The sequence below is a fragment of the Arthrobacter sp. 05T420 genome, from assembly GCF_056396305.1.
Genome location: NZ_JBFTLG010000001.1, coordinates 278,757 through 299,485 on the forward strand (window position 1 = coordinate 278,757; position 20,729 = coordinate 299,485).

At 66.3% G+C, this 20,729-nt stretch carries 23 protein-coding genes; 15 read left to right on the forward strand and 8 right to left on the reverse strand.

From position 1 onward, the window contains the following. Nucleotides 1–29: 29 nt before the first annotated feature. The 4 genes from typA (at nucleotide 30) to AC1DEM_RS01355 (ending at nucleotide 3,504) form a co-directional block, all read left to right on the forward strand. Nucleotides 30–1,958: a translational GTPase TypA gene (gene typA, locus AC1DEM_RS01340; RefSeq protein ID WP_277522627.1), complete on the forward strand. Its 1,929-nt coding sequence runs from the start codon at nucleotides 30–32 to the stop codon at nucleotides 1,956–1,958. Nucleotides 1,959–2,006: 48 nt separating this feature from the next. Next, on the forward strand, nucleotides 2,007–2,363 hold the full coding sequence (locus tag AC1DEM_RS01345) for a hypothetical protein (RefSeq protein WP_476882748.1): 357 nt from the start codon (nucleotides 2,007–2,009) through the stop codon (nucleotides 2,361–2,363). Between the two features lie 331 nt (nucleotides 2,364–2,694). Next, the gene (locus AC1DEM_RS01350; protein ID WP_476882749.1) at nucleotides 2,695–3,258 is read left to right on the forward strand and encodes a type IV toxin-antitoxin system AbiEi family antitoxin domain-containing protein; all 564 of its coding nucleotides are present in this window, start codon (nucleotides 2,695–2,697) and stop codon (nucleotides 3,256–3,258) included. A gap of 18 nt (nucleotides 3,259–3,276) precedes the next feature. Then, nucleotides 3,277–3,504 carry a hypothetical protein gene (locus AC1DEM_RS01355; RefSeq protein ID WP_476882750.1) on the forward strand — a complete coding sequence of 76 codons (228 nt, stop codon included), beginning with the start codon at nucleotides 3,277–3,279 and terminating at the stop codon, nucleotides 3,502–3,504. Between the two features lie 538 nt (nucleotides 3,505–4,042). Here AC1DEM_RS01355 and AC1DEM_RS01360 read toward each other — a convergent pair. After that, complete coding sequence (locus AC1DEM_RS01360) at nucleotides 4,043–4,291, reverse strand: putative acetyltransferase (protein WP_476882751.1); 249 nt, start codon at nucleotides 4,289–4,291, stop codon at nucleotides 4,043–4,045. 150 nt (nucleotides 4,292–4,441) lie between these two features. Here AC1DEM_RS01360 and fdxA point away from each other — a divergent pair, with 150 nt between their 5' ends. The 5 genes from fdxA (at nucleotide 4,442) to AC1DEM_RS01385 (ending at nucleotide 8,992) form a co-directional block, all read left to right on the forward strand. Continuing rightward, nucleotides 4,442–4,768 carry a ferredoxin gene (fdxA, locus tag AC1DEM_RS01365; protein WP_091248992.1) on the forward strand — a complete coding sequence of 109 codons (327 nt, stop codon included), beginning with the start codon at nucleotides 4,442–4,444 and terminating at the stop codon, nucleotides 4,766–4,768. 12 nt (nucleotides 4,769–4,780) lie between these two features. Continuing rightward, nucleotides 4,781–5,929 (forward strand): succinyldiaminopimelate transaminase, encoded by a 1,149-nt coding sequence (gene dapC, locus AC1DEM_RS01370; RefSeq protein ID WP_476882752.1) that lies wholly within the window; start codon nucleotides 4,781–4,783, stop codon nucleotides 5,927–5,929. Nucleotides 5,930–6,158: 229 nt separating this feature from the next. Continuing rightward, nucleotides 6,159–7,442, forward strand: a complete 1,284-nt coding sequence (locus AC1DEM_RS01375) for a citrate synthase (RefSeq protein ID WP_090575702.1) — start codon at nucleotides 6,159–6,161, stop codon at nucleotides 7,440–7,442. Between the two features lie 195 nt (nucleotides 7,443–7,637). Then, complete coding sequence (locus AC1DEM_RS01380; RefSeq protein ID WP_476882753.1) at nucleotides 7,638–8,333, forward strand: TetR/AcrR family transcriptional regulator; 696 nt, start codon at nucleotides 7,638–7,640, stop codon at nucleotides 8,331–8,333. Nucleotides 8,334–8,380: 47 nt separating this feature from the next. Further along, nucleotides 8,381–8,992 carry a hypothetical protein gene (locus AC1DEM_RS01385; protein ID WP_476882754.1) on the forward strand — a complete coding sequence of 204 codons (612 nt, stop codon included), beginning with the start codon at nucleotides 8,381–8,383 and terminating at the stop codon, nucleotides 8,990–8,992. 114 nt (nucleotides 8,993–9,106) lie between these two features. On the opposite strand, the gene AC1DEM_RS01390 is transcribed toward AC1DEM_RS01385, so the two are convergent. Both AC1DEM_RS01390 and dapD read right to left on the reverse strand, forming a co-directional pair. Beyond that, nucleotides 9,107–9,958 carry a hypothetical protein gene (locus AC1DEM_RS01390; RefSeq protein WP_476882755.1) on the reverse strand — a complete coding sequence of 284 codons (852 nt, stop codon included), beginning with the start codon at nucleotides 9,956–9,958 and terminating at the stop codon, nucleotides 9,107–9,109. Between the two features lie 111 nt (nucleotides 9,959–10,069). Next, complete coding sequence (gene dapD, locus AC1DEM_RS01395) at nucleotides 10,070–11,080, reverse strand: 2,3,4,5-tetrahydropyridine-2,6-dicarboxylate N-succinyltransferase (RefSeq protein WP_476882756.1); 1,011 nt, start codon at nucleotides 11,078–11,080, stop codon at nucleotides 10,070–10,072. A 165-nt stretch (nucleotides 11,081–11,245) separates the two neighbouring features. Here dapD and dapE point away from each other — a divergent pair, with 165 nt between their 5' ends. After that, nucleotides 11,246–12,382, forward strand: a complete 1,137-nt coding sequence (dapE, locus tag AC1DEM_RS01400; protein WP_476882910.1) for a succinyl-diaminopimelate desuccinylase — start codon at nucleotides 11,246–11,248, stop codon at nucleotides 12,380–12,382. Nucleotides 12,383–12,471: 89 nt separating this feature from the next. On the opposite strand, the gene AC1DEM_RS01405 is transcribed toward dapE, so the two are convergent. The 4 genes from AC1DEM_RS01405 to AC1DEM_RS01420 all read right to left on the reverse strand — a co-directional run bounded on the left by AC1DEM_RS01405 (nucleotide 12,472) and on the right by AC1DEM_RS01420 (nucleotide 15,754). Continuing rightward, entirely contained in the window at nucleotides 12,472–13,308 is an 837-nt protein-coding gene (locus tag AC1DEM_RS01405; protein WP_476882757.1) for an amino acid ABC transporter permease, read from the reverse strand. Beyond that, on the reverse strand, nucleotides 13,305–13,955 hold the full coding sequence (locus AC1DEM_RS01410) for an amino acid ABC transporter permease (protein WP_476882758.1): 651 nt from the start codon (nucleotides 13,953–13,955) through the stop codon (nucleotides 13,305–13,307). The genes AC1DEM_RS01405 and AC1DEM_RS01410 overlap by 4 nt, the downstream gene beginning before the upstream one ends. 99 nt (nucleotides 13,956–14,054) lie before the next feature. Next, nucleotides 14,055–14,939: a glutamate ABC transporter substrate-binding protein gene (locus tag AC1DEM_RS01415; RefSeq protein WP_476882759.1), complete on the reverse strand. Its 885-nt coding sequence runs from the start codon at nucleotides 14,937–14,939 to the stop codon at nucleotides 14,055–14,057. Nucleotides 14,940–14,998: 59 nt separating this feature from the next. Next, entirely contained in the window at nucleotides 14,999–15,754 is a 756-nt protein-coding gene (locus AC1DEM_RS01420; protein ID WP_090575726.1) for an amino acid ABC transporter ATP-binding protein, read from the reverse strand. A 196-nt stretch (nucleotides 15,755–15,950) separates the two neighbouring features. Here AC1DEM_RS01420 and AC1DEM_RS01425 point away from each other — a divergent pair, with 196 nt between their 5' ends. The 4 genes from AC1DEM_RS01425 (at nucleotide 15,951) to AC1DEM_RS01440 (ending at nucleotide 19,006) form a co-directional block, all read left to right on the forward strand. Continuing rightward, on the forward strand, nucleotides 15,951–16,847 hold the full coding sequence (locus AC1DEM_RS01425) for an LOG family protein (RefSeq protein ID WP_476882760.1): 897 nt from the start codon (nucleotides 15,951–15,953) through the stop codon (nucleotides 16,845–16,847). 36 nt (nucleotides 16,848–16,883) lie between these two features. Next, the gene (locus tag AC1DEM_RS01430; RefSeq protein WP_476882761.1) at nucleotides 16,884–17,240 is read left to right on the forward strand and encodes a DivIVA domain-containing protein; all 357 of its coding nucleotides are present in this window, start codon (nucleotides 16,884–16,886) and stop codon (nucleotides 17,238–17,240) included. A 101-nt stretch (nucleotides 17,241–17,341) separates the two neighbouring features. Then, nucleotides 17,342–18,583: a hypothetical protein gene (locus AC1DEM_RS01435; RefSeq protein WP_476882911.1), complete on the forward strand. Its 1,242-nt coding sequence runs from the start codon at nucleotides 17,342–17,344 to the stop codon at nucleotides 18,581–18,583. A 255-nt stretch (nucleotides 18,584–18,838) separates the two neighbouring features. Then, complete coding sequence (locus AC1DEM_RS01440) at nucleotides 18,839–19,006, forward strand: DUF3117 domain-containing protein (protein WP_079550332.1); 168 nt, start codon at nucleotides 18,839–18,841, stop codon at nucleotides 19,004–19,006. Between the two features lie 143 nt (nucleotides 19,007–19,149). Here the strand turns inward: AC1DEM_RS01440 and AC1DEM_RS01445 are convergent, their stop codons facing one another. After that, complete coding sequence (locus tag AC1DEM_RS01445; RefSeq protein ID WP_476882762.1) at nucleotides 19,150–19,782, reverse strand: O-methyltransferase; 633 nt, start codon at nucleotides 19,780–19,782, stop codon at nucleotides 19,150–19,152. Between the two features lie 273 nt (nucleotides 19,783–20,055). Between AC1DEM_RS01445 and sigE the strand changes: the two genes are divergently transcribed. Further along, complete coding sequence (gene sigE, locus AC1DEM_RS01450; RefSeq protein WP_476882763.1) at nucleotides 20,056–20,709, forward strand: RNA polymerase sigma factor SigE; 654 nt, start codon at nucleotides 20,056–20,058, stop codon at nucleotides 20,707–20,709. Nucleotides 20,710–20,729 lie beyond the last annotated feature (20 nt).

Below are 20,729 nucleotides of genomic sequence, written 5' to 3' on the forward strand. Positions count from 1 at the left end.
GACTTCACCACTGAATCGAGCAATAACGCATGTCTGAAACCACCACCAACACCGCGGTAGCCACTGCATCGCGCAGTGACCTGCGCAACGTCGCGATTGTGGCCCACGTTGACCACGGCAAGACCACGCTGGTCGACGCCATGCTCAAGCAGACCAACTCCTTTGCCGCGCACAACCACCTCGAGGACCGGGTCATGGACTCCGGTGACCTCGAGCGTGAAAAGGGCATCACCATCCTGGCCAAGAACACCACCGTGGCCTACAACGGACCGTCCTCCAAGGGCGAGACCATCACCATCAACGTCATCGACACCCCCGGCCACGCCGACTTCGGTGGCGAGGTCGAGCGCGGCCTGTCCATGGTCGACGGCGTCGTCCTCCTCGTCGACGCTTCTGAGGGCCCGCTGCCCCAGACCCGCTTCGTGCTGCGCAAGGCTCTCGCCGCGCACCTGCCGGTGATCCTGCTGGTCAACAAGACCGACCGCCCCGACGCACGGATCGAAGAAGTCGTCCACGAGTCCATGGACTTGCTCCTGGGCCTGGCGTCCGACCTCGCCGACGAAGTTCCGGACCTCGACCTGGACAAGATCCTCAACGTCCCCGTCGTCTACGCCGCCGCCAAGGTTGGCCGCGCGTCCCTCGAGCAGCCGGCCGACGGTTCGGCTCCCGACAACGAGGACCTCGAGCCGCTCTTCCAGGCCATCATCGAGCACATCCCGGCACCGACCTACAACCCGAACGGTGTCCTGCAGGCCCACGTCACCAACCTGGACGCCTCCCCGTTCCTCGGCCGCCTCGCGCTGCTGCGTATCTACAACGGCACCCTGCGCAAGGGCCAGACCGTCGCCTGGGCACGTGCCAACGGCGAAATGAAGAGCGTCAAGATCACCGAACTGCTGGCCACCAAGGCCCTGGACCGCGTACCCGCCGAGTCCGCCGGCCCCGGTGAGATTGTCGCCGTCGCCGGTATCGAGGAGATCACCATCGGTGAAACCCTGACCGACGTCGACAACCCGCAGCCGCTGCCGCTGATTACCGTTGACGATCCCGCCATCTCCATGACCATCGGTATCAACACCTCGCCGCTGGCTGGCCGGGTCAAGGGCGCCAAGGTCACGGCCCGCCAGGTGAAGGACCGCCTGGACAAGGAACTGATCGGTAACGTCTCCATCAAGGTGCTCCCGACCGAGCGCCCTGATGCCTGGGAAGTCCAGGGCCGTGGCGAGCTCGCGCTGGCCATCCTGGTTGAGCAGATGCGCCGCGAAGGCTTCGAACTGACCGTCGGCAAGCCGCAGGTTGTCACCAAGACCGTCGACGGGAAAGTGCACGAGCCGATGGAGCACATGACCATCGACGTGCCCGAAGAGTACCTCGGCGCCGTCACCCAGCTGATGGCCGCCCGTAAGGGCCGCATGACCAACATGGCGAACCACGGCACCGGCTGGTGCCGCATGGAGTTCATCGTTCCGGCCCGTGGCCTGATCGGGTTCCGCACCAAGTTCCTCACGGACACCCGCGGCGCCGGCATCGCAGCGTCCATCTCCGAGGGCTACGAGCCCTGGGCCGGCCCGATCGAGTACCGCACCAACGGTTCGATGATCGCCGACCGCGCCGGTGTTGTGACGCCGTTCGCCATGATCAACCTGCAGGAGCGCGGCTCCTTCTTCGTCAAGCCCACCTCCGAGGTCTACGAAGGTCAGATCGTCGGCGAGAACTCCCGCGCCGACGACATGGACGTCAACATCACCAAGGAAAAGAAGCTCACCAACATGCGTGCAGCCTCCTCGGACACCTTCGAGAACCTGACGCCCCCGCGCGACCTGACCCTCGAAGAGTCACTCGAGTTCGCCCGCGAAGACGAGTGCGTCGAGGTCACTCCGGAATCCATCCGCATTCGGAAGCTCATCCTGGACGTCAACCAGCGCGCCAAGTCCAACCGCGCCCGCGCCAAGGTCTAATCCCGGTCCCCGGGCTTTGGCTGAAACGTGATTAAGGGAGCTGCCGGTATGGCAGGCGGTATTGCCGCCGCCGTACCGGCAGCTCTTTTTGTTGCCCTGGCAGGCACGGCCCTGCACCGGCATGATCTGGTGCTGGACGGCGTGGACGTCCCGTGGGGCGCTGTCGCGGCGCTCGTGCTGCTGGGCTCGGTCCAGCTCTGGCTCGGGGCGGCGTTCCGTTCAGTCGTCCCGACGGCGGTATGCGGTGTCCTCTGTTACGCGCTGACCGGCTGGTGGTCCACCCTGGAAACAGGCAAGCGCCTGGTCCTCGGCGACACCTCGGGCAATATCTGGGTCTTCGGCATCGCAGGCATCACCCTGGCCATGCTCGCCTGGTGCCGGCGGTACCGTCGGCCGCCCGGCTAGGGCCCGCCCACGGCTGTCCTCAGGGGACATGCTCATTTTTCATTGTCTCGACCGGGCACAATGGCATCTTGTCCGCCGCAGGGTAGGCACGCGGGACATGTCCAGTCCTCATGGTTGGATCTGTTCGGCACTACCCCTGGCCGATGGACATGCTCATTTTTCATTGGCTCGACCGGGCACAATGGCATCTTGTCCGCCGCAGGGCCGGTACGCGGGACATGTCCAGTCCTCCCCAGTCCGGGTCCGCTGCAGCCCTGACCGGCCCGAGCGGTTGTCCACATAGCGCGATATCCGACTACGCGGGCGCAGCCCGCGGCTCCACGATGGGTAAATGGCCAATATCCTCGAGGTGCTCTCGAATCATGACGGCGTCGCCCGCGCCAAATACATTGCTGCGGCGGGCGTCTCCGATTCACAGCTCAAGACGGCGATGGCCGCGGGATCGGTGTCCCGGGTAGCCCGCGGCGTCTATGCCTTGCCCGGTGCGGACACGCAGCTGATCTCCATTCGCTCGCTTCCGGCGGAGCCGGCGTGCATCACTGCGGCCCACTTCAGCGGACTGTGGGTTCTTCAGACCCCAACCCAGCCGCATGTAGCCCTCACCCACAGCAGGCACTACCAGGGCTTCGTCTGCCACCGGGCATCCGCGCCGCCGACGCTCCTGGACACGGTCGTCCAATGCTTGCGCTGCTTGCCCGAACCTGACGGGCTGATCATCGCCGAATCCGCCGTCGTGCTGAACGGACTCCCTCTGGGTTCGCTGCGTCAGCGGCTCGATGGCCGGAATGACTCCCGGGAACGCCGGATCGTATCGGCCATCGTCCCGCAGTCGCAGTCGGTCATCGAGTGCCTCGCGCGGTTTCTTCTGCGGCGTGCCGGCTTCCACGTTGAATAGCAGGTCAACGTTCCGGGCATGGGACACCTGGACCTGATGGTCGATGGCCGCCTCGGCATAGAGGCTGACGGGTCCGGGTTCCACATGGACAGGACGAGCTTCGAGGAAGACCGGCGGCGTTGGAACGTCACGACGCGACGCGGAATCCCGACGCTGATCGTGACTTACCAGCTGCTGAGGGAGCATCCTGACGAATTCATCACCATGGTCCGGGAAACGCTGAACAGGCTGTCTGCCGCCGCATAGAGTCAGACGCGAATTCCAAATTTCGGGTGTCCTTGCCCGCGCCCTTGGACGGCGGCCCTGCGCAGTGATCCTGCTCGGCGCCCCTGGACTGTGATCCCGCGCTACGCCCCCGAGCACCGTGATCCTGCGCTTCGCCCGCGGCGGCTGTGATCCTGCACTTCGTGTTTGCACCGTGATCCCACAGCACGCCCAGTCACCACCGGACATGTCCACTTCTCCGTCGATTCACCACTGGACATGTCCCGCGCTGGCTGGCGCTGATGAGCATGACGGTGAAATGTCCATTGCTAGCAGCCGGGGGAGGGCATGTCCCTTGGTCGCGGGGTGGCGGGTGGGCATGTGTATGGCTCGCAGGCGGGGGAGGGCATGTCCCTTGGTCGCGGGGTGGCGGGTGGGCATGTGTATGGCTCGCAGGCGGGGGAGGGCATGTCCCTTGGTCGCGGGGGTGGTAGGTGGGCATGTGCGGGGCTGGAAAGCGGGGGTGGGCATGTCCACTGGACGCCGACGCCCGTGCCCGCGCCCACCCACGGGCCGCCGCTCAGGCGCCCTGCACGCGCCGGGCGCGGCGCGGCGGGGGTGGCGGGACTTCCTTGGCCGCCACTACGAGGGGGAGAGCGATGACGACGTCGGAGTGGCGGGTGCGGACGGTGCACTCGCCGTTGGCGCGTTCCACGAGCTCGCCAAGGGCATCCGTCAGACCGCCGTCGATCCGGTACCGGACCACAACGCGCGTGCCGAGCGCGGCGCCGGAGAGGAACTGCTGGGGCAGGGGCAAGGGCGAGCTCATCTGATCATAGTAAGACGCGGAGCGTGTATGACGTCCCGCTAGGTTCGCGGGAACAGGCTGGGAGATAATAGGCTCGGAAGTCAGAAGCCCGGCTTAGGGCCTGGAAATCATCCGGCCGGTCGCCGGAAACAACGTGGAGAGGCCAGGGACGTGACGTACGTAATCGCGCAGCCGTGTGTAGATGTTAAAGATAAGGCATGCATTGAGGAGTGCCCCGTCGATTGCATCTACGAGGGTGAGCGTTCCCTGTACATCCACCCCGACGAGTGCGTGGACTGCGGTGCCTGCGAGCCGGTCTGCCCCGTGGAGGCGATCTACTACGAGGACGATACGCCCGATGAGTGGGCCGACTACTACAAGGCTAACGTCGAGTTCTTCGACGAACTCGGTTCCCCGGGCGGAGCGGCGAAGGTCGGGAACACCCACACCGACCACCCCATGATCGCCGCCCTGCCGCCGCAGAACCAAGACAACTAGGACGGCGCTACGGTGACATCCGCGCTGCGCACCTTCGGCCTGAGCCTGCCCGACTACCCGTGGGAGGCCATGGCGCCGTATCTCGCCACGGCAGCCCGGCACGAGGCAGGGGCCGTCAACCTTTCCATCGGAACCCCGGTGGACCCGACGCCGGCCCTCATCCAGGACGCGCTGCGCGCCGCGGCGAACGCCCCCGGCTATCCCACCGTTCACGGGACGCTGGCCCTGCGGGAAGCCATCGCCACTTGGTTTGGACGCCGGCGCGGGGTTCCCGGACTCGATCCGCGGGATGTGATGCCGACGGTGGGTTCCAAGGAACTCGTCGCGTGGCTGCCGTTCCTGCTCGGACTGAAACCGGGCGACGTCGTCGTCCGCCCCACGGTCGCATACCCCACCTATGACATCGGAGCCACCTTCGCCGGTGCGGAGCAGGTCGCCGCGGACGACCTCGACGAGCTCGACGCCGGCACCCGGGCCCGCGTGCGCCTGGTCTGGGTCAATTCGCCGGCCAACCCCACCGGCAGCGTCCGGGACATCGCATCGCTGCGGCGGATCGTCCGGCAGGCCCGCGAGCTCGGCGCCGTGGTCGCCTCCGACGAATGCTACGCCGAACTCGGCTGGGGGGAGTGGGACGTCCAGCGCGGCGGCACCCCGGTGCCCAGCATCCTGGACCCTGAGGTGGCAGAGGGCTCCCACGATGGCCTGCTCGCGGTCTATTCGCTGAGCAAACAGTCCAATGTGGCCGGCTACCGGGCGGCATTCGTCGCCGGCGATCCGGTGATCATGGCGAACCTGGTCAACAGCCGCAAGCACGCCGGCATGATTGTTCCGTATCCGGTGCAGGAAGCCATGCGGGTGGCACTCGGCGACGACGGCCACGTCCAGGCCCAGAAGGACCTGTACAGGGGCCGGCGGGAACGGATCGTGCCCGCGCTGGAGGCGTTCGGCCTGACAATCCATGAGTCCAGGGCGGGCCTCTATCTGTGGGCCACCGCCGGCGAGGCCACGTGGGACACCGTTGGCCGGCTCGCGGACCACGGGATCGTCGTCGGCCCCGGGGTGTTCTACGGCGACGCCGGCCAGGGGTTCATCCGGGTGGCGCTGACCGCCAGCGACGAAAGGGTCGACGCCGCCGTCTCGCGGCTGGCCCCGGAAGCGTAACAATGCTGTGACGCGTGCCACATGTGGCGCGTTTTAGGCGCTTTGGACGCCTCACGGATTAGTACCACCCGCGAAGTGAAGGTACTTTTTAACTGACGATCAATGGTGGCTTTCCACAAGAAGGCAGCGCAGCCTTTGGAAATCCTGTCCGCACAGGATCCGCGGGCAGCTTTCACCAGATGTTGGACCAGCTTTCGACAGAGGCCCCGATGCCTCATGAGGAGACTCCATGACTGAAACCACCAGCGCAACCCTGCGCCATGCCGGCGGCGAACTCGAACTCCCGCGCATCAAGGTTGTAGAAGGAAACGAAGGCTACGACGTTTCCAAGCTGCTGAAGCAGACCGGCGCTGTCGCCTTCGACCCCGGTTTCATGAACACCGCGGCCACCACCTCGGCCATCACCTACATCGATGGTGATGCCGGCATCCTGCGCTACCGCGGCTACCCGATCGAGCAGCTGGCCCAGCACTCAAGCTTCCTGGAAGTCTCCTACCTGCTGATCTACGGCAACCTGCCGACCCCCACCGAGCTGGAAGCCTTCGACCAGAGGATCCGCCACCACACCCTGCTGCACGAGGAGCTCAAGGGCTTCTTCAGCGGCTTCCCCCGTGACGCCCACCCGATGCCGGTGCTGTCCTCGGCCGTGTCCGCGCTCTCGACGTTCTACCAGGACTCGCTGGATCCGTTCAACGCCGAGCAGGTGGAAGTCTCCACCATCCGCCTCATGGCCAAGATGCCCGTCATCGCCGCCTACGCCCACAAGAAGTCGATCGGCCAGCCGATGCTGTACCCGGACAACTCGATGAACCTGGTGGAGAACTTCCTGCGCCTCAGCTTTGGCCTGCCGGCCGAGCAGTACGAGGTGGACCCGGTGGTCGCCAAGGCCCTGGACCTGCTCCTGATCCTGCACGCTGACCACGAGCAGAACTGTTCCACTTCGACTGTCCGCCTGGTCGGCTCCTCGAACGCCAACCTGTTCGCGTCCGTCTCCGCCGGCATCAACGCCCTCTTCGGCCCCGCCCACGGCGGTGCCAACGAGGCCGTCCTGAAGATGCTGCGCCAGATCCAGGCCGACGGCATCAAGCCCGAGGACTACATGGAGAAGGTCAAGAACAAGGAAGACGGCGTCCGCCTCATGGGCTTCGGGCACCGCGTCTACAAGAACTACGACCCGCGCGCGAAGATCATCAAGGCCACCGCCCACGAAGTCCTCAGCAAGCTCGGCGGAAACGACGAGCTCCTCGACATCGCCATGCGCCTCGAAGAGAAGGCCCTGGGCGATGACTACTTCATCCAGCGCAAGCTCTACCCGAACGTGGACTTCTACACCGGCCTGATCTACAAGGCCATGGGCTTCCCCGAAAAGATGTTCACCGTGCTGTTCGCCATCGGACGCCTGCCGGGCTGGATCGCCCAGTGGCGCGAGATGATCAGCGACCCCAACACCAAGATCGGCCGCCCGCGCCAGCTCTACGTCGGCGAACCGGAACGCAACTACCCGTCGCTGTAGCCCGCCCCGCCTGCCACGGCAGGCACGTGCTAGCACGCCCGACGCCGGCCGCGCACCTCCCGCTGAGGTGCGCGGCCGGCGTCGTTCCCGGGACGCCCCGCGCCACTGACCTGCGCCGTTGTGACCCGCGCCACGCCTCTGGTGGGACCGGTGTGCCCTGCGGCTGCGGCGGCACAGACGTGCTAAAAAAGACCAGTGCCTAAATTTGTCGACGCCGTAATCCGGCGCCAGGAAGTAGTTGACGCAGTCTTCAGGATCATCGCCGCGGATGGTCTTGAACGGGCCTCCCTGCGGGAGGTTGCAGACGAAGCCCAGCTGGCCGTCGGCTCGGTGCGGCACTATTTCGCCAGCAGTGACGAGCTCCTGACCCACGCCTTCGCCGTGGTGGTGGACCGGATCGTAGGCCGCGTCACCGCCGCGGACTCCCGGCAGCAGGACCTGGCGCCAGGGTCGGCGGAGCACCACGTTGCCGTCATGGCGGTGCTGGGGGAGTTTCTTCCGCTGGACGAGGAGCGGGCGGTCGACGCCTGCGTCTGGATGGCCTTCAAAAATGCCGCCCGGACAAAGCCGTTCCTGGCCGCCGAGGCGGACCGCAGCCACCGTGCGGTGGCCGCAGTGGTGGGCGGACTCATTCTGGGTCTGGCCGACGGCGCCGTCCCCAGCGGCACGGACCCCCACCCCGACGGCGCCGATGGGTCGGTCGGTATCAACCAGCAGGTGCTCGTCACTGAAGCGGAGCTGTTGCTGGCAGTCCTGGACGGTCTGACGATGCACGCCCTCCTGCAGCCCGAGTGGATGACGGCCCTGATGTGCAAGGACGTGCTCGATGCCCATCTGGAGGGCCTGAATCGCCGGCTGGCGGCCGGGCAGCCAGCCGTTAACGCCTCATAACAACAGGAATAGACTGAGTGGGTACGGCATGCCAAGGAGGCAATTGGATGCACCACACCGGCGGACCTGGCTGGCGGATCACGATGGACACCTCTGGTCCCATGCTCATCGCCCTTTATATTCGTGACGCTGCCGGTCTGGACACTGCGGGGCATCCGGCGCTGTGCCACGTGGCCCCGAAGATCCGTGCCGCGGACCACTCCCATCTGACCGCCGAGGTTGGCGGACCGGCTGCGCTCAAGACCGAATGGGAGGCCTGGTGGGAACAGCTGCTGAAGGCCCACCCGGAAATGTCCCCCGAGCTCGCCCCGCCAGGCTTCCGTGCGTTCGGCAACTCGCCGGCCCTCCGGCGCGTGCTGCAGGCCCACTTCGGTGCGGCCCTGACATGGGCCCGGGAACGCCGCGGGGAATACCTGGCCCTCGAAGCGGAGCGCGAAGCCAACGGCAACAATGAGCTGCTGGCCGACATGGTGGAGGACCGCCTGCTGGATGTGGGACGCGCATCAAAGGATTTCGGCCTGACGATCATCGAACTCCCGCTCGCGGAGCCGCGGGCCTGGTACCTCGAGCCGGACAAGATCCTCATGAGCCACGAGCTGCTGTCCCAGCCGGAACTGTTCCGCAGCTACGTGCAGCCGGTGGTCGACCTCCTGGTGTAAGCCGCGTCGGTGTCCGGGACGGCGAAATAGTCCAACGTGGGGTCACCTGCGGCCCATGTTGCCGCCCCGGTTGGGCCGTAAGTGACTGTGAGGGTTGTGGTGGCTGTCCGGCGGTCAGGTGGCGGGCGCGCCGGCGACGGTGACCCGGACTTGGCCGGCCGGGACTGAGGCAGGCTGCCAGCCGTCGCGGGACTGCCGGTTCCAGGCGCGGCCGTCGACTTCCACGCTGGTGATGGCGAGTTCTTTGGCGTTGGCCACGGCCCACTGCCCCACAGCCCAGGCCTGCGTGCCGTCGGCATCCACGAGCAGCGTCCGGCCGCTGCTGGACGTCTGGACGTTCCCGAGCGCTGCGGTCAGCTCCGCGGTGACCGTCGCAGGATCCCCGGCGGTGTCGGGGGACCGCAGCGAACAATCCAGGCCTGCGGGCGTCTGGCCGCTCAGGGCGGAGGCAAAGGCGCGGGCCATCAGCTCATGCTGGGCATAGGCCTCCGGGTACGCCGAACGCTGGACCTTCTGGGCGGCATCGGTGATCTCCAGCGACTCGTACCCGGAGATCTCGACGAGGGCATCGTAGAAGGCATTGCTGGCGTGGTACGGGTCCATCACCTGCGCCGTGGTGCCCCAGCCCTGGGACGGCCGCTGCTGGAACAATCCGCGCGAGTCGGGGCCGGCCTGGTCGCCATGGCCGATGTTGCGCAGTTTGGATTCCTGCATGGAGGTGGCCAGCGCGATGCTGGCGGCCCGGGCGGGAAGCCCGCGCCGGACCGCGACGGCAGTAATGAGGGAAGCATTGGCCGCCTGGTCGGTGGCGAGGTCATCGCCTCCACTGCCCGCGGCCGTGCAGCGTTCGGTGATCAAGGTTTCCGATCGCTGCAGGAACGCCACCGCGGTGTAAATCGCGCCCGCGACCATCGCCAGGGTCAGCAGAAGGACGATCCGGCGCCGCCAGCTCCCTCGTCGTGCCACGGACATACTCCCTCAGGCCCTAGCGGGCTGCGTCATCGGCTGCTTCATCGTTGCGGGTCGGCCCCGCCGGTACGGCCTTCGCCGCCCGCCACACCGTACCAGCCCGTGCGGTCAGTTGGCGTGCAGGTCCGCGTTGAGCTCTACGGTTTGGCCCTTGCGGGGGAGTGCCTCGACGGCGCCGGTGGCGGAGTTGCGGCGGAAGAGCAGGTTCGGAACCCCGGAAAGCTCCACGGCCTTGACTATCCGGCTGGTGTCCTCGCCGTCGGCATCCCGCGGGCTGATGACGCGGACGCGCGTGCCGGCGGTGACGTAGAGGCCCGCCTCCACCACTGAGTCGTCGCCCAGGCTGATGCCGACGCCGGAGTTGGCGCCCAGGAGGACCCGCTCACCAATGGCGATCTTTTCCTTGCCGCCGCCGGAAAGGGTTCCCATGATCGAGGCCCCGCCGCCGACGTCGGACCCGTCACCGGCGACGACGCCGGCCGAGATCCGGCCCTCAACCATGGACGTACCCAGGGTTCCGGCATTGAAGTTCACGAAGCCCTCGTGCATGACCGTGGTGCCTTCGGCCAGGTGCGCACCCAGCCGGACACGGTCGGCGTCGGCGATCCGGACGCCGGAGGGAACCACGTAGTCCACCATCCGGGGGAACTTGTCCACGCCGAAGACGGTGACAGCGCCGCGTTTGCGCAGGCGCGCCCGGGTCAGTTCGAAGTCCTCCACGGCGGCGGGGCCGAAGTTGGTCCACACGACATTGGGGAGCTTGCCGAAGATGCCGTCAAGGTTGATGGTGTTCGGCTGGACGAGCCGGTGGGAGAGCAGGTGCAGGCGAAGGTAGGCGTCCGCCGTGTCCGCGGGTGCCTCGTCCAGGTTAATCTGGGCGAAGACCACCTGCTGCTCCGTGCCGCGGTCCGGGTCGGTGCCGCTGGCAGCGATGTCGATCAGCGACTGGTCCGCATTCTCCACCTCACGCAGGTGCTCCGCTGCGACTCCGAGCGCCGGCGCCGGAAACCATACGTCCAGCACGGTGGCGTCACCGCTGCGGGTGGACACGGTGGCCACCCCGTAGCCATAGGCGGAGCGGGCGTCGGTGGGCACAGCGGAAGCAGCAGTTTCAGTCATGGTCCAAGTCTAACGAGAGGGCCCGCGGGCGCTGAAACCTGAGACACCCAAGTGACAGGAGATGCTCGCCACCTGCAGGTCCGTCCAGCAGCAGTTGCTGCGGCCCCCCGGAAGGCGAACAGATAAAGTGGGACGGTGACCCCCACGAACCCGCGCACCCCCGCCATTGCAACTGCCAGCGTCCCCGTCCGTACGCCTGTCCTTTTGGACCTCCGCCAGGACGTTGCCCTGCTCACGGCCGCCCTGATTGACATCAACAGCGTCTCCGGCAACGAAAGGGCCCTGGCCGACGCCGTGGAACATGCCCTGCGCCTGCTGCCGCAGCTGGATCTGGTCCGCGACGGCGATTCGATCATCGCCCGCACCAACCTCGGCCGCCCCGAGCGCGTCATCCTTGCCGGGCATCTGGACACCGTGCCGCTTCCCACCACCGAGGGCTCGCTGGGCACGGTGCCGTCGTACTGGCCCTCCGGGGCCCCCGGGGAGGGCATCCTCTACGGCCGCGGCGCCACCGACATGAAGAGCGGCGTCGCCGTGCAGCTGGCGCTGGCGGCCACCATGTTCGACGCCGGGGCGGAGCCGAACAAGGACGTCACGTTCGTTTTCTATGACCACGAGGAAGTCGAAGCCGTGAAGAGCGGCCTCGGCCGGTTGGTGCGCAATCACGGGTCCCTGCTTGGCGGGGATTTCGCGATCCTGCTCGAGCCAACCGACGGGACGGTGGAGGGCGGCTGCAACGGCACCAGCCGCTTCGAGGTGACCACGAACGGCGAGGCCGCCCACTCCGCCCGGGCCTGGATGGGCAGCAACGCCATCCATGCCGCGGCCCCGATCCTGGCCCGGCTCGCGGCCTATGAACCGCAGACCGTGACGGTTGACGGCCTGGACTACCGCGAAAGCCTCAACGCCGTGAAGATTCATGGTGGCACGGCCGGGAACGTCATTCCGGACAAGTGCGTCATAGAAATTAATTACCGCTTCGCCCCGGACAAAACCCCGGACGGGGCCGAGGCGGTGGTGCGCGAACTGCTGGCCGGATTCGACGTCGTGCGCACCGACAGCGCCGCCGGGGCGCGGCCGGGACTGCACCACCCCGCCGCCGCCTCCTTCGTCGCCGCAGTGGGGGCGGAACCGAAGCCCAAGTACGGCTGGACCGACGTCGCACGGTTCAGCGAGCTCGGCATCCCCGCGGTGAACTTCGGACCCGGCGATGCGCTGCTGGCGCACAAGGATAACGAGCACGTCGAGGCGGATGCCATCAGGGAATGCCTGCGGGCGCTGCGGACCTGGCTCGGCGCCTAGCAGCGCGGAACGAGCAAGGTACAACAAGCTAACGCACAAAGGGTCCGGAACCTCCGAGAGGTTCCGGACCCTTTGTGGGTGGTGGGGCTTTACTTGGCCGCCGGGATTCCGGCGACCGGCACGTGCGCCACGCCGCCGGCGGCCCGCTTGGAGCCGCGGCGTTCGAGCCAGATGGCCAGACGGGAGACCGCCAGGTCGATCGCGATGTAGATGGCCGCGGCCACGAAGAACACCGGGAACAGGTACTGCGGGCCGAGGAAGTCGGCCATGACCTGCACGGCCCGGAGCAGCTCGCCGTAAGCGACGATGTAGCCGAGCGAGGTGTCCTTCAGCAGGACCACGAGCTGTGCGACCAGCGAGGGCAGCATGCGCCGGATGGCCTGCGGCAGCTCGATGGTCAGCCGGGACTGGAAACTGGTGAGGCCGATCGCCAGGCCGGCTTCACGCTGGCCCTTGGGCAGCGACTGGACGCCGGCGCGGATGATCTCGGCGAAAATCGCCGAGTTGTAAAGGACCAGGCCGGCGACGACGGCGACGAACGAGCTGGTGGCAAAGACGAGCAGCACGAACAGCATCATGAGCACCACGGGCATGCCGCGCAGGAATTCCAGCACGATCCGGGTGGGCACCCTGACCCAGGCGTTGTCCGAGATGCGCATCAGGCACAAGAGCAGGCCCAGCGGGAAGGCGATCACGGCCGCCACCGCCGCGGCGGCGAGCGTGGCGCCGATGCCGGCGGCGATCAGCGCCCAGACCTCGGGCAGCTGGAAGACCGCCCAGCGTTTGGCGTCGAAGATTCCCTGCTGTGCGAGGGTCATGACTGCCAGGACTAGGAGGCCGCCGATCACGATCACGCCGATGATGGAGCCGATCAGCGAAACCCGGCGGGCTTTGGGGCCTGGGACGTCGTAGAGAACAGAGGTCATCGCGCGATCGCCACCTTTCGTTCAACGACGCTGGCGAGGTAGCCCAGCGGGATGGTTATCAGCAGGTAGAAGAATGCGACGCCGACCAGAACCCACATGACGGCGTCGCCGTTGGCGTTGGCCAGCTGCTTCCCTTGGCCGAAGAGTTCCAGCACATAGAACGCGCCGGCCACAGAGGAGTTCTTGACCAGGGCGATCAGGATGTTGATCAAGGGCGGGATCACTGTGCGCAGGGCCTGCGGCAGGATGATCAGGGAGAGCACCTGGGTGAACTTCATCCCGATGCTGCGGGCGGCCTCCGCCTGGCCCACCGGGACACTGTTGACGCCGGAGCGCACGGCCTCGGCGATGAAGGCCGAGGTGTAGGCGCTCAGGGCGATGATGGCGGCCACCTCGAACTGCTGGAACGTGACGCCGAGGCGGGGCAGAACCACCGCCGCGAAGAAGAATGCGATGGTCAGCGGGGTGTTCCGGACGATCTCGACGTACGTCATGCTGAAGCCGCGCAGCGCGGCGACGGGCGAGACTCGGGCGGCAGCCAGAACGGTGCCGAAGACCAATGCGATGAGGCCAGAGACCAAGGACAGGAAGAGGGTTCGGAGAAAACCGTCCCAATACTGGGGGAGGTTTTCAATGATGACGTCCATAAGTTCCTTCAGCTGCGTTGAGGGGATTCCAGGCGAAAGACGGGAGTGGCGGCCGCCGGGCTGCAGAAGATCTGCGGGCCCGGCGGCCGCCACAGCCGGCTAGTAGCGGTCGATCGTGGGAAGCGAGGGCGTGGTCTTGATGACGGTGCCTGCAGTGTCTTCCCAGGCCTTCTTGTAGGAACCGTCCTTCTCGGCGGCCTCCAGCTTGTCATTGATCCACATGCGGAAGGTGGTGTCGTCCTTCTTCAGCCCGATGCCGTAGGGCTCCTTGGTGAAGGTCTGATCCGACGCCAGCTTGAAGGCGTCCGGCTCCTTGGACACGAAGCCGGCCAAGATGACGTTGTCGGTGGTGACGGCTTCAACCTGGTGGTTGCGCAGCGGCTCCAGGCAGGCGGAGTAGGTCGCAGCCGGCACCAGGACAGCTCCGTACTTCTCGACAATCGTGGAGGCCGGCGTGGAACCGGTCACGGAGCAGACGTTTTTGCCCTTGACGTCCTCGGGCTTGGTGATGGAGTTGTTGTCCTTGTTCACCATGAGAGCCTGACCGGCCTCGTAGTACGGTCCGGCGAAGTCAACTTCTTTTTTGCGCTTGTCGTTGATCGTGTAGGTGGCGACGATCATGTCAACCTTGCCCTGCTTGATGAACTGCTCGCGGTTGGCGGAGACAGTTTCAACCCACTCGATCTTGTCGGCGGGGATACCCAGCTGGGCGGCAATCAGCTTGCCGATTTCGACGTCGAAGCCGACGGGCTTGCCGTCGAGGCCCTTCTGGCCGAAGAGAGGCTGGTCGAACTTGGTGCCGATGGTGATCTTGCCTGCGGAGGCAAGCTTGGCCATGGTGGAATCGGCGGCAAAGCTCGGCTTCTCGGCTACAGGCGGGTTGGTGGTCGTGGAGGAGCTGCCGCCACAGGCACTCAGGCTGAGCGCCAGTGCTGCGGATGCTGCAACCAGAAGGGATTTCCTTCGGGTCAAAAATGCCATCATGACATTCCTTTCATTGGGCGGCCGCCGTCCGGCGGCCAGGGTACGAATTTCGTAGTCGGTCAGTGTGTCAGCAGCTTGGACAGGAAGTCCTTGGCCCGGCTGCTCTTGGGGTTGGTGAAGAATTCCTCGGGGGTTGCGTCCTCGACGATCTGGCCGTCGGCCATGAACACAACCCGGTCCGCCGCCTTGCGGGCGAAGCCCATCTCGTGGGTGACCACGATCATGGTCATGCCTTCCTTGGCCAGCTGGACCATGACGTCCAGGACCTCGTTGATCATTTCCGGGTCGAGGGCCGAGGTGGGCTCGTCGAAGAGCATCACCTTTGGTTTCATGGCCAGGGCACGGGCGATTGCAACGCGCTGCTGCTGGCCACCGGAGAGCTGGGCCGGAAGTTTGGGGGCCTGGTGCCCGACGCCGACGCGCTCCAGCAGCGCCATGGCGTCCTTGTCGGCCTCGCCCTTGGAGACGCCCTTGACCTTGATGGGGCCGAGGGTCACGTTTTCCAGGATCGTTTTGTGGGCGAACAGGTTGAAGGACTGGAAGACCATGCCGACGTCGGCGCGCAGCTTTGCCAGTTCCTTGCCCTCAGCGGGCAGTTCCTTGCCGTCGATCTTGATGTCGCCGTCGTCGATGGTCTCGAGGCGGTTGATGGCGCGGCAGAGCGTCGACTTGCCGGAACCCGAGGGGCCGATGACAACAACAACCTCACCCTTGCGGACGTTCAGGTTGATGTCCTTCAGGACGTGCAGCTGGCCGTAATGCTTGTTCACGGCCTTCAGGGAGACGAGAGCATCGCCGGGCACTTGAGTAGTCATAGAAAGAATCTAGCGAAGATTGACGCAATATGACCCCAATCACCCTGTTTAGTGCAGATCGTGATTCAAGAGATACCTGCACGTCAGCGTCCCTTGCGGGGACGCCGCAGCCCTCCTGTTCCGGTCCCGGCCGCCGCCTTCTGCCGCTTCCGCGTCGACGCGCCGACGCGGCGGCGCTTCAGTTCCGCGCTAGCCTATGGGCATGAGTACCGATCCGCAGCACGGCCAGCAAGACGCCGAACAGAAGCCCGCCGGTAAGCCGGCCCGCGAGGCCCGCACAGCCCCGGCGGCCAACGGGATCCGCCACAAGGGCCCGCTTGAGCTGCGCCGCAAGGCCGCGAAGGTCACGATGTCTGACCAGACATTGCTGGACACCACGGGCCCGGGCCAGTTCGTCCACACCGACCCCTGGCGCGTCCTGCGGATCCAGAGCGAGTTCGTGGAAGGATTTGGCGCCCTGGCCGATCTCGGTCCTGCGGTCAGCGTCTTCGGCTCCGCCCGCACCATCCCGGGGAGCCCGAATTACGAGCTCGGCGTCGAGGTCGGACGCCGGTTGGCCGAGGCCGGACTGGCCGTGATCACGGGCGGCGGGCCGGGGTCGATGGAGGCCGCGAACAAGGGCGCCGTGCAGGGTAACGGTGTCTCCGTGGGGCTCGGGATCGAGCTGCCCTTCGAACAGGGCATGAACCAGTGGGTGGACCTCGGCATCAACTTCCGGTACTTTTTCGCCCGCAAAACCATGTTCGTCAAGTACGCCCGGGGCTTCATTGTGCTCCCCGGCGGCCTCGGCACCCTGGATGAGCTCTTCGAGGCCATGGTCCTGGTCCAAACCCGCAAGGTCACCTCCTTCCCGATCGTGCTGGTGGGAACCGCCTTCTGGAGCCCCATGCTCGCGTGGGTCCGGGACACCCTCGTCGCGGAGGGGATGGTCTCGGCGGAAGACCTGGACCTCGTGCAGGTGGTGGATGACCCCGCGCTGGCCGTCGAGCTGGTCGTGGAGGGTGCGGCCCGCCACCGGAACCCGAACGGCGGTTCCGCCAACGGGACCGGCAACGCGAACACCAAGGGAAACGGCGCAGGAACGCGGGGCTGACCCCTCCCGGCCGCCGGCGTCTGGCACGATGGTCTAGTGAGTCTCTTCCTGGTCTTCCTGGCGATTGTGCTGATCGGCGTCGCCGTCCTCCTGGGCACCGGCCTGGCGCCGAAAATCTTCCGCCGTCACCGGGACGGCGGTGCAGGCGGTTCCTTTGACGACGGCTTCGACGAACCGGTCGCCTCCCTGCCGCCTGTTCTGCTGCCCGAGCGCGCGGCCGCGGCCGACATCGACCGTCTCCGCTTCGCCGTCGGACTCCGCGGTTACCGGATGGACCAGGTGGATCAGGTCCTTGATGACCTGAAGGACCAGATCATCGCCAAAGACCAGAAGATCGAGGCACTCGGGGAGGAACTGGAACGCCTCCGCCCGCCCACAGAAGAACGTCCGTGAGCCTCGTGGAAGACCCGGAGACTGTCACGGAGCCTGAGGCCCAGAAACCGCAAGGGTTGAACGCGGCGCTGTGGAACCGCATCGCGGCCGCAGGGGCCAGGATGGCGCGGTGGCCGTGGTGGGTGCAGGTGGCCGGCCTGTACATCGCCGCCCGGCTGGTCAGCGCCTGCATCTTCATGGCTGCCGCCCTGCACCAGGGCGTGAATCCGTGGTTTCCCGCCAAACCGGATTATTGGAACTTCATCAATATCTGGGACGCCCGCTGGTACGCCGAGGCCCTCCAGCAGGGGTATCCGGCGCTTCTGCCGACCGATGCTGCCGGCACTGTCCAAGAGAACACCTGGGCCTTCTACCCCCTGTTTCCCGTGCTGGGCCGGGTGGTCTCCGGGGTCACGGGCACAGGCCCGGCGTGGTCGCTGACGGCCATCGCGCTGGTCTCCGGACTGGGTGCAGCCCTCGTGGCCTACAGGATCTTCCGGCACCGTGCCGCGCACCGCACGGCGCTCTGGGGGACCGTGTTCCTGGCGACCTTCCCGGTGGCACCGGTGTTGCAGGTGCCGTACGCCGAATCCCTCAACCTGCTGCTGCTGGGCGCCGCACTGCTGCTCGTCATGGAGCGCAGGTACCTGTGGGCCATGCCAGTGGTGGTCCTGATGTGTCTTTCCCGCCCCACCGGGGTTCCGTTTGCCGTAATGCTGGGGCTGTTGTTTCTCTATCGTTTCTGGCAGCGCATCGCCGCGCAGACCTCCACGGCGCAAGGCCCCATGACGCAGGACCCCCCGGCGCAGGGCCTCACAGCACAGACCGGGGCGGGTGCTGCCGTCCCCAGCAACGCGGAGCTCTGGTCCCTGGGCGGCCTCACCGCCGTCAGCGGCATCGGTGCGTTGCTGTGGCCGGCCTTCGCCTGGGCCGCCACCGGCGATCTGGGCGCCTATACCAAGACCGAAACCGCATGGCGCGGCGAGGACCTGGTGCCGTTCAAGCCGTGGTTCGACGCCGGCATCATGCTGTTCGGGCCGACGCTCGGCGTGCTGGCGCCCTTCGTGTTCGTTGCCGCGTTTACCCTGTTGATGATGTCCCATCCCGTCGTCGCCCTGGGCACTGAACTGAGGCTCTGGTGCTGCTGCTACATGGGGTACCTGCTGGTCTTCCTGCACCCCCAGACCAGCACCTTCAGGATGCTGTTGCCGCTGTTCCCGCTCGCCCTCAGCGCCGCCCTCCTCTCGCGTTCGCGCGCCTACCGCGGTGCCGTGGTGGTCATGTTCGTGCTGCTGCAAATCGTGTGGATTGTGTGGCTGTGGGCGTGGGCGCAGTTGCCGGGCGGAGGGGACTACCCGCCGTGACGCACAGCACCATTTCGCGGTGCCGGCCCGGCATGGCGGGACGCGCTGGAAAGTCCAACGATTAGCTCCGCGCGCATTGTTACGCGATAATAGAGGATAAGCAAGGACAAGAAGCGCACAGAATTCGTAAGCGATTTATTTGTGAGTTTGCCTGTCACGGCGGCCTCCTGGAGCGCTGCCGGACGGCTTGATTGGCCAAGCGGACGCAGCCCAGCCGGGCTGGTATGTCAGGGACTAATGGAGGGGATATTCCTTATGGCGGCAATGAAACCACGCACCGGCGACGGCCCAATGGAAGTGACGAAAGAGGGACGTAGCCTGATCATGCGTGTTCCGCTCGAAGGCGGGGGGCGGCTTGTAGTCGAACTCAATGCCGCTGAGGCGACAAACCTCAAGGAATGCCTCGTCGGCGTCACCGAATAGCGTCACGCCAAGAGCTTCGCAAAAGGGCGGGGTCCAGGCCATCAGGCCGCGGACCCCGCCCTTTGCTGTTTGCGCTTTGACGTCTACTTCGTGGCGGCCACCCTGGGTGTTACTGGTTGGCCGCTACTTTTTGACGGGCACTGCTACTTCTTGACGGCGATCAGCAGGCCGTCGCCGGTGGGCAGCATCGCGGAGGCGAGACGGTCGTCGTCGCGGATGGACTTGCCGATCTGGCGCAGCACCACGGTGGTGGCTTCCCGGGCGGCCGGATTCGCCACCCTGTCCTTGTCGAGGGCGTCGTTGACGATCAGCAGGCCGCCGGATTTGAGCAGCCGCACGGCCTGTTCCACATAGCTGGGGTAGCTCGGTTTGTCGGCGTCGATGAACACGAGGTCGTAGGCCCCGTCCGTAAGCCGGGGCAGGACATCGCCGGCCCGTCCGGAAATGGTGCGGGTGCGGTTGGCCGGGCTGCCTGCTTCGTGGAACGCCTCGCGCGCAGCCTTGAGGTGTTCGACGTCGACGTCGATGGTGGTCAGGACAGCCTGCGGGCCCAGCCCGCGCAGGATGCACACGCCGGACACTCCCGCGCCGGTGCCGATCTCCACCGCGGTCTGTGCCTTGGACGCTGCCGCCAGCACCGTCAGCACAGCGCCCACGCCGGGACCGATCGGGGTCACGCCAAGCTCGAAGGACCGTTCGCGCGCGTGCAACAGGACCTCATCCTCGGCAGGCAGATCTTCTGCGTAGGACCAGCTCGTGGACTTATCGGCGCTCATGGGATATCGCTTTCTGGGCGGCAGGGGAGTGTTCACTACAGCGTACTGTGTCCGGCGGGACGGGACACGGAGGCGCAAGCGCCGTGGCACGGGCAGGAAGGCACTCGTTCTGCCTTCGGCGGAAGACCGCGATGAATCAGGAAATTCCCAGCTTATTTTGAAAGGATGGGTATCCGCTCATCCGCGTGGTGATCGGCGTCGAATGAAGGGTGCAGGAACCTGCGCAGGCAGGAACAATTCAGGCGTAGGTACCATCCACGAGGGGAGCGGACGATGTCGATTCTGGCACCTGTCCCGGCAACTGAGGCATCTGATTCAACCGGCCCGTCACGGACCGCGGCGGAAGCCGAATGGGTCCGGCCGACCTGGGAGGAAGTGGTGACGAACCACTCCGCCAAGGTCTACCGCCTTGCGTACCGGCTGACCGGAAACAAGTACGACGCCGAGGACCTCACCCAGGAGGTGTTCGTCCGGGTGTTCCGTTCGCTGGAGAACTTCAAGCCGGGCACCCTGGACGGCTGGCTGCACCGGATCACCACCAACCTCTTCCTGGACCAGGCGCGGCGCAAGAGCAGGATCCGCTTTGACGCCCTGGCCGACGACGCCGAGTCGCGGCTGCCCGGCCGGGAGCCGGGCCCGGAGCAAAGCTTCGAATTCAACAACCTCGACATCGACGTTCAGGCTGCGCTCGAGGAACTTCCGCCGGACTTCCGCGCCGCCGTCGTGCTGTGCGACCTCGAGGGACTGTCCTACGATGAAGTCGCCGCAGCACTGGACATCAAACTCGGGACAGTCCGGTCCCGGATTCACCGCGGCCGGACCATGTTGCGGGAAAAGCTCGCGCACCGCGACCCCCGTCCGGCGCAGCCGGCCAAGCAGTCCCTCAAGCCGCGGCTCAAGCTGCCGCGCATCGCCGGCCTCCTCTGAACCTGTCGATGGGGCTGCTG

Bases quoted from the DNA above. Each gene is read 5' to 3' on its own strand.
- AC1DEM_RS01425 (WP_476882760.1), top strand. From the start codon at position 15,951: ATGGGCATGAGTACCGATCCGCAGCACGGCCAGCAAGACGCCGAACAG.
- AC1DEM_RS01375 (WP_090575702.1), top strand. From the start codon at position 6,159: ATGACTGAAACCACCAGCGCAACCCTGCGCCATGCCGGCGGCGAACTC.
- dapD (WP_476882756.1), bottom strand. From the start codon at position 11,080: ATGACTGAAACTGCTGCTTCCGCTGTGCCCACCGACGCCCGCTCCGCC.
- AC1DEM_RS01385 (WP_476882754.1), top strand. From the start codon at position 8,381: ATGCACCACACCGGCGGACCTGGCTGGCGGATCACGATGGACACCTCT.
- AC1DEM_RS01435 (WP_476882911.1), top strand. From the start codon at position 17,342: ATGGCGCGGTGGCCGTGGTGGGTGCAGGTGGCCGGCCTGTACATCGCC.
- AC1DEM_RS01410 (WP_476882758.1), bottom strand. From the start codon at position 13,955: ATGGACGTCATCATTGAAAACCTCCCCCAGTATTGGGACGGTTTTCTC.
- AC1DEM_RS01345 (WP_476882748.1), top strand. From the start codon at position 2,007: ATGGCAGGCGGTATTGCCGCCGCCGTACCGGCAGCTCTTTTTGTTGCC.
- AC1DEM_RS01445 (WP_476882762.1), bottom strand. From the start codon at position 19,782: ATGAGCGCCGATAAGTCCACGAGCTGGTCCTACGCAGAAGATCTGCCT.
- AC1DEM_RS01355 (WP_476882750.1), top strand. From the start codon at position 3,277: ATGGGACACCTGGACCTGATGGTCGATGGCCGCCTCGGCATAGAGGCT.
- AC1DEM_RS01350 (WP_476882749.1), top strand. From the start codon at position 2,695: ATGGCCAATATCCTCGAGGTGCTCTCGAATCATGACGGCGTCGCCCGC.
- sigE (WP_476882763.1), top strand. From the start codon at position 20,056: ATGTCGATTCTGGCACCTGTCCCGGCAACTGAGGCATCTGATTCAACC.
- AC1DEM_RS01415 (WP_476882759.1), bottom strand. From the start codon at position 14,939: ATGATGGCATTTTTGACCCGAAGGAAATCCCTTCTGGTTGCAGCATCC.
- AC1DEM_RS01405 (WP_476882757.1), bottom strand. From the start codon at position 13,308: ATGACCTCTGTTCTCTACGACGTCCCAGGCCCCAAAGCCCGCCGGGTT.
- AC1DEM_RS01420 (WP_090575726.1), bottom strand. From the start codon at position 15,754: ATGACTACTCAAGTGCCCGGCGATGCTCTCGTCTCCCTGAAGGCCGTG.
- AC1DEM_RS01440 (WP_079550332.1), top strand. From the start codon at position 18,839: ATGGCGGCAATGAAACCACGCACCGGCGACGGCCCAATGGAAGTGACG.
- AC1DEM_RS01360 (WP_476882751.1), bottom strand. From the start codon at position 4,291: ATGAGCTCGCCCTTGCCCCTGCCCCAGCAGTTCCTCTCCGGCGCCGCG.
- typA (WP_277522627.1), top strand. From the start codon at position 30: ATGTCTGAAACCACCACCAACACCGCGGTAGCCACTGCATCGCGCAGT.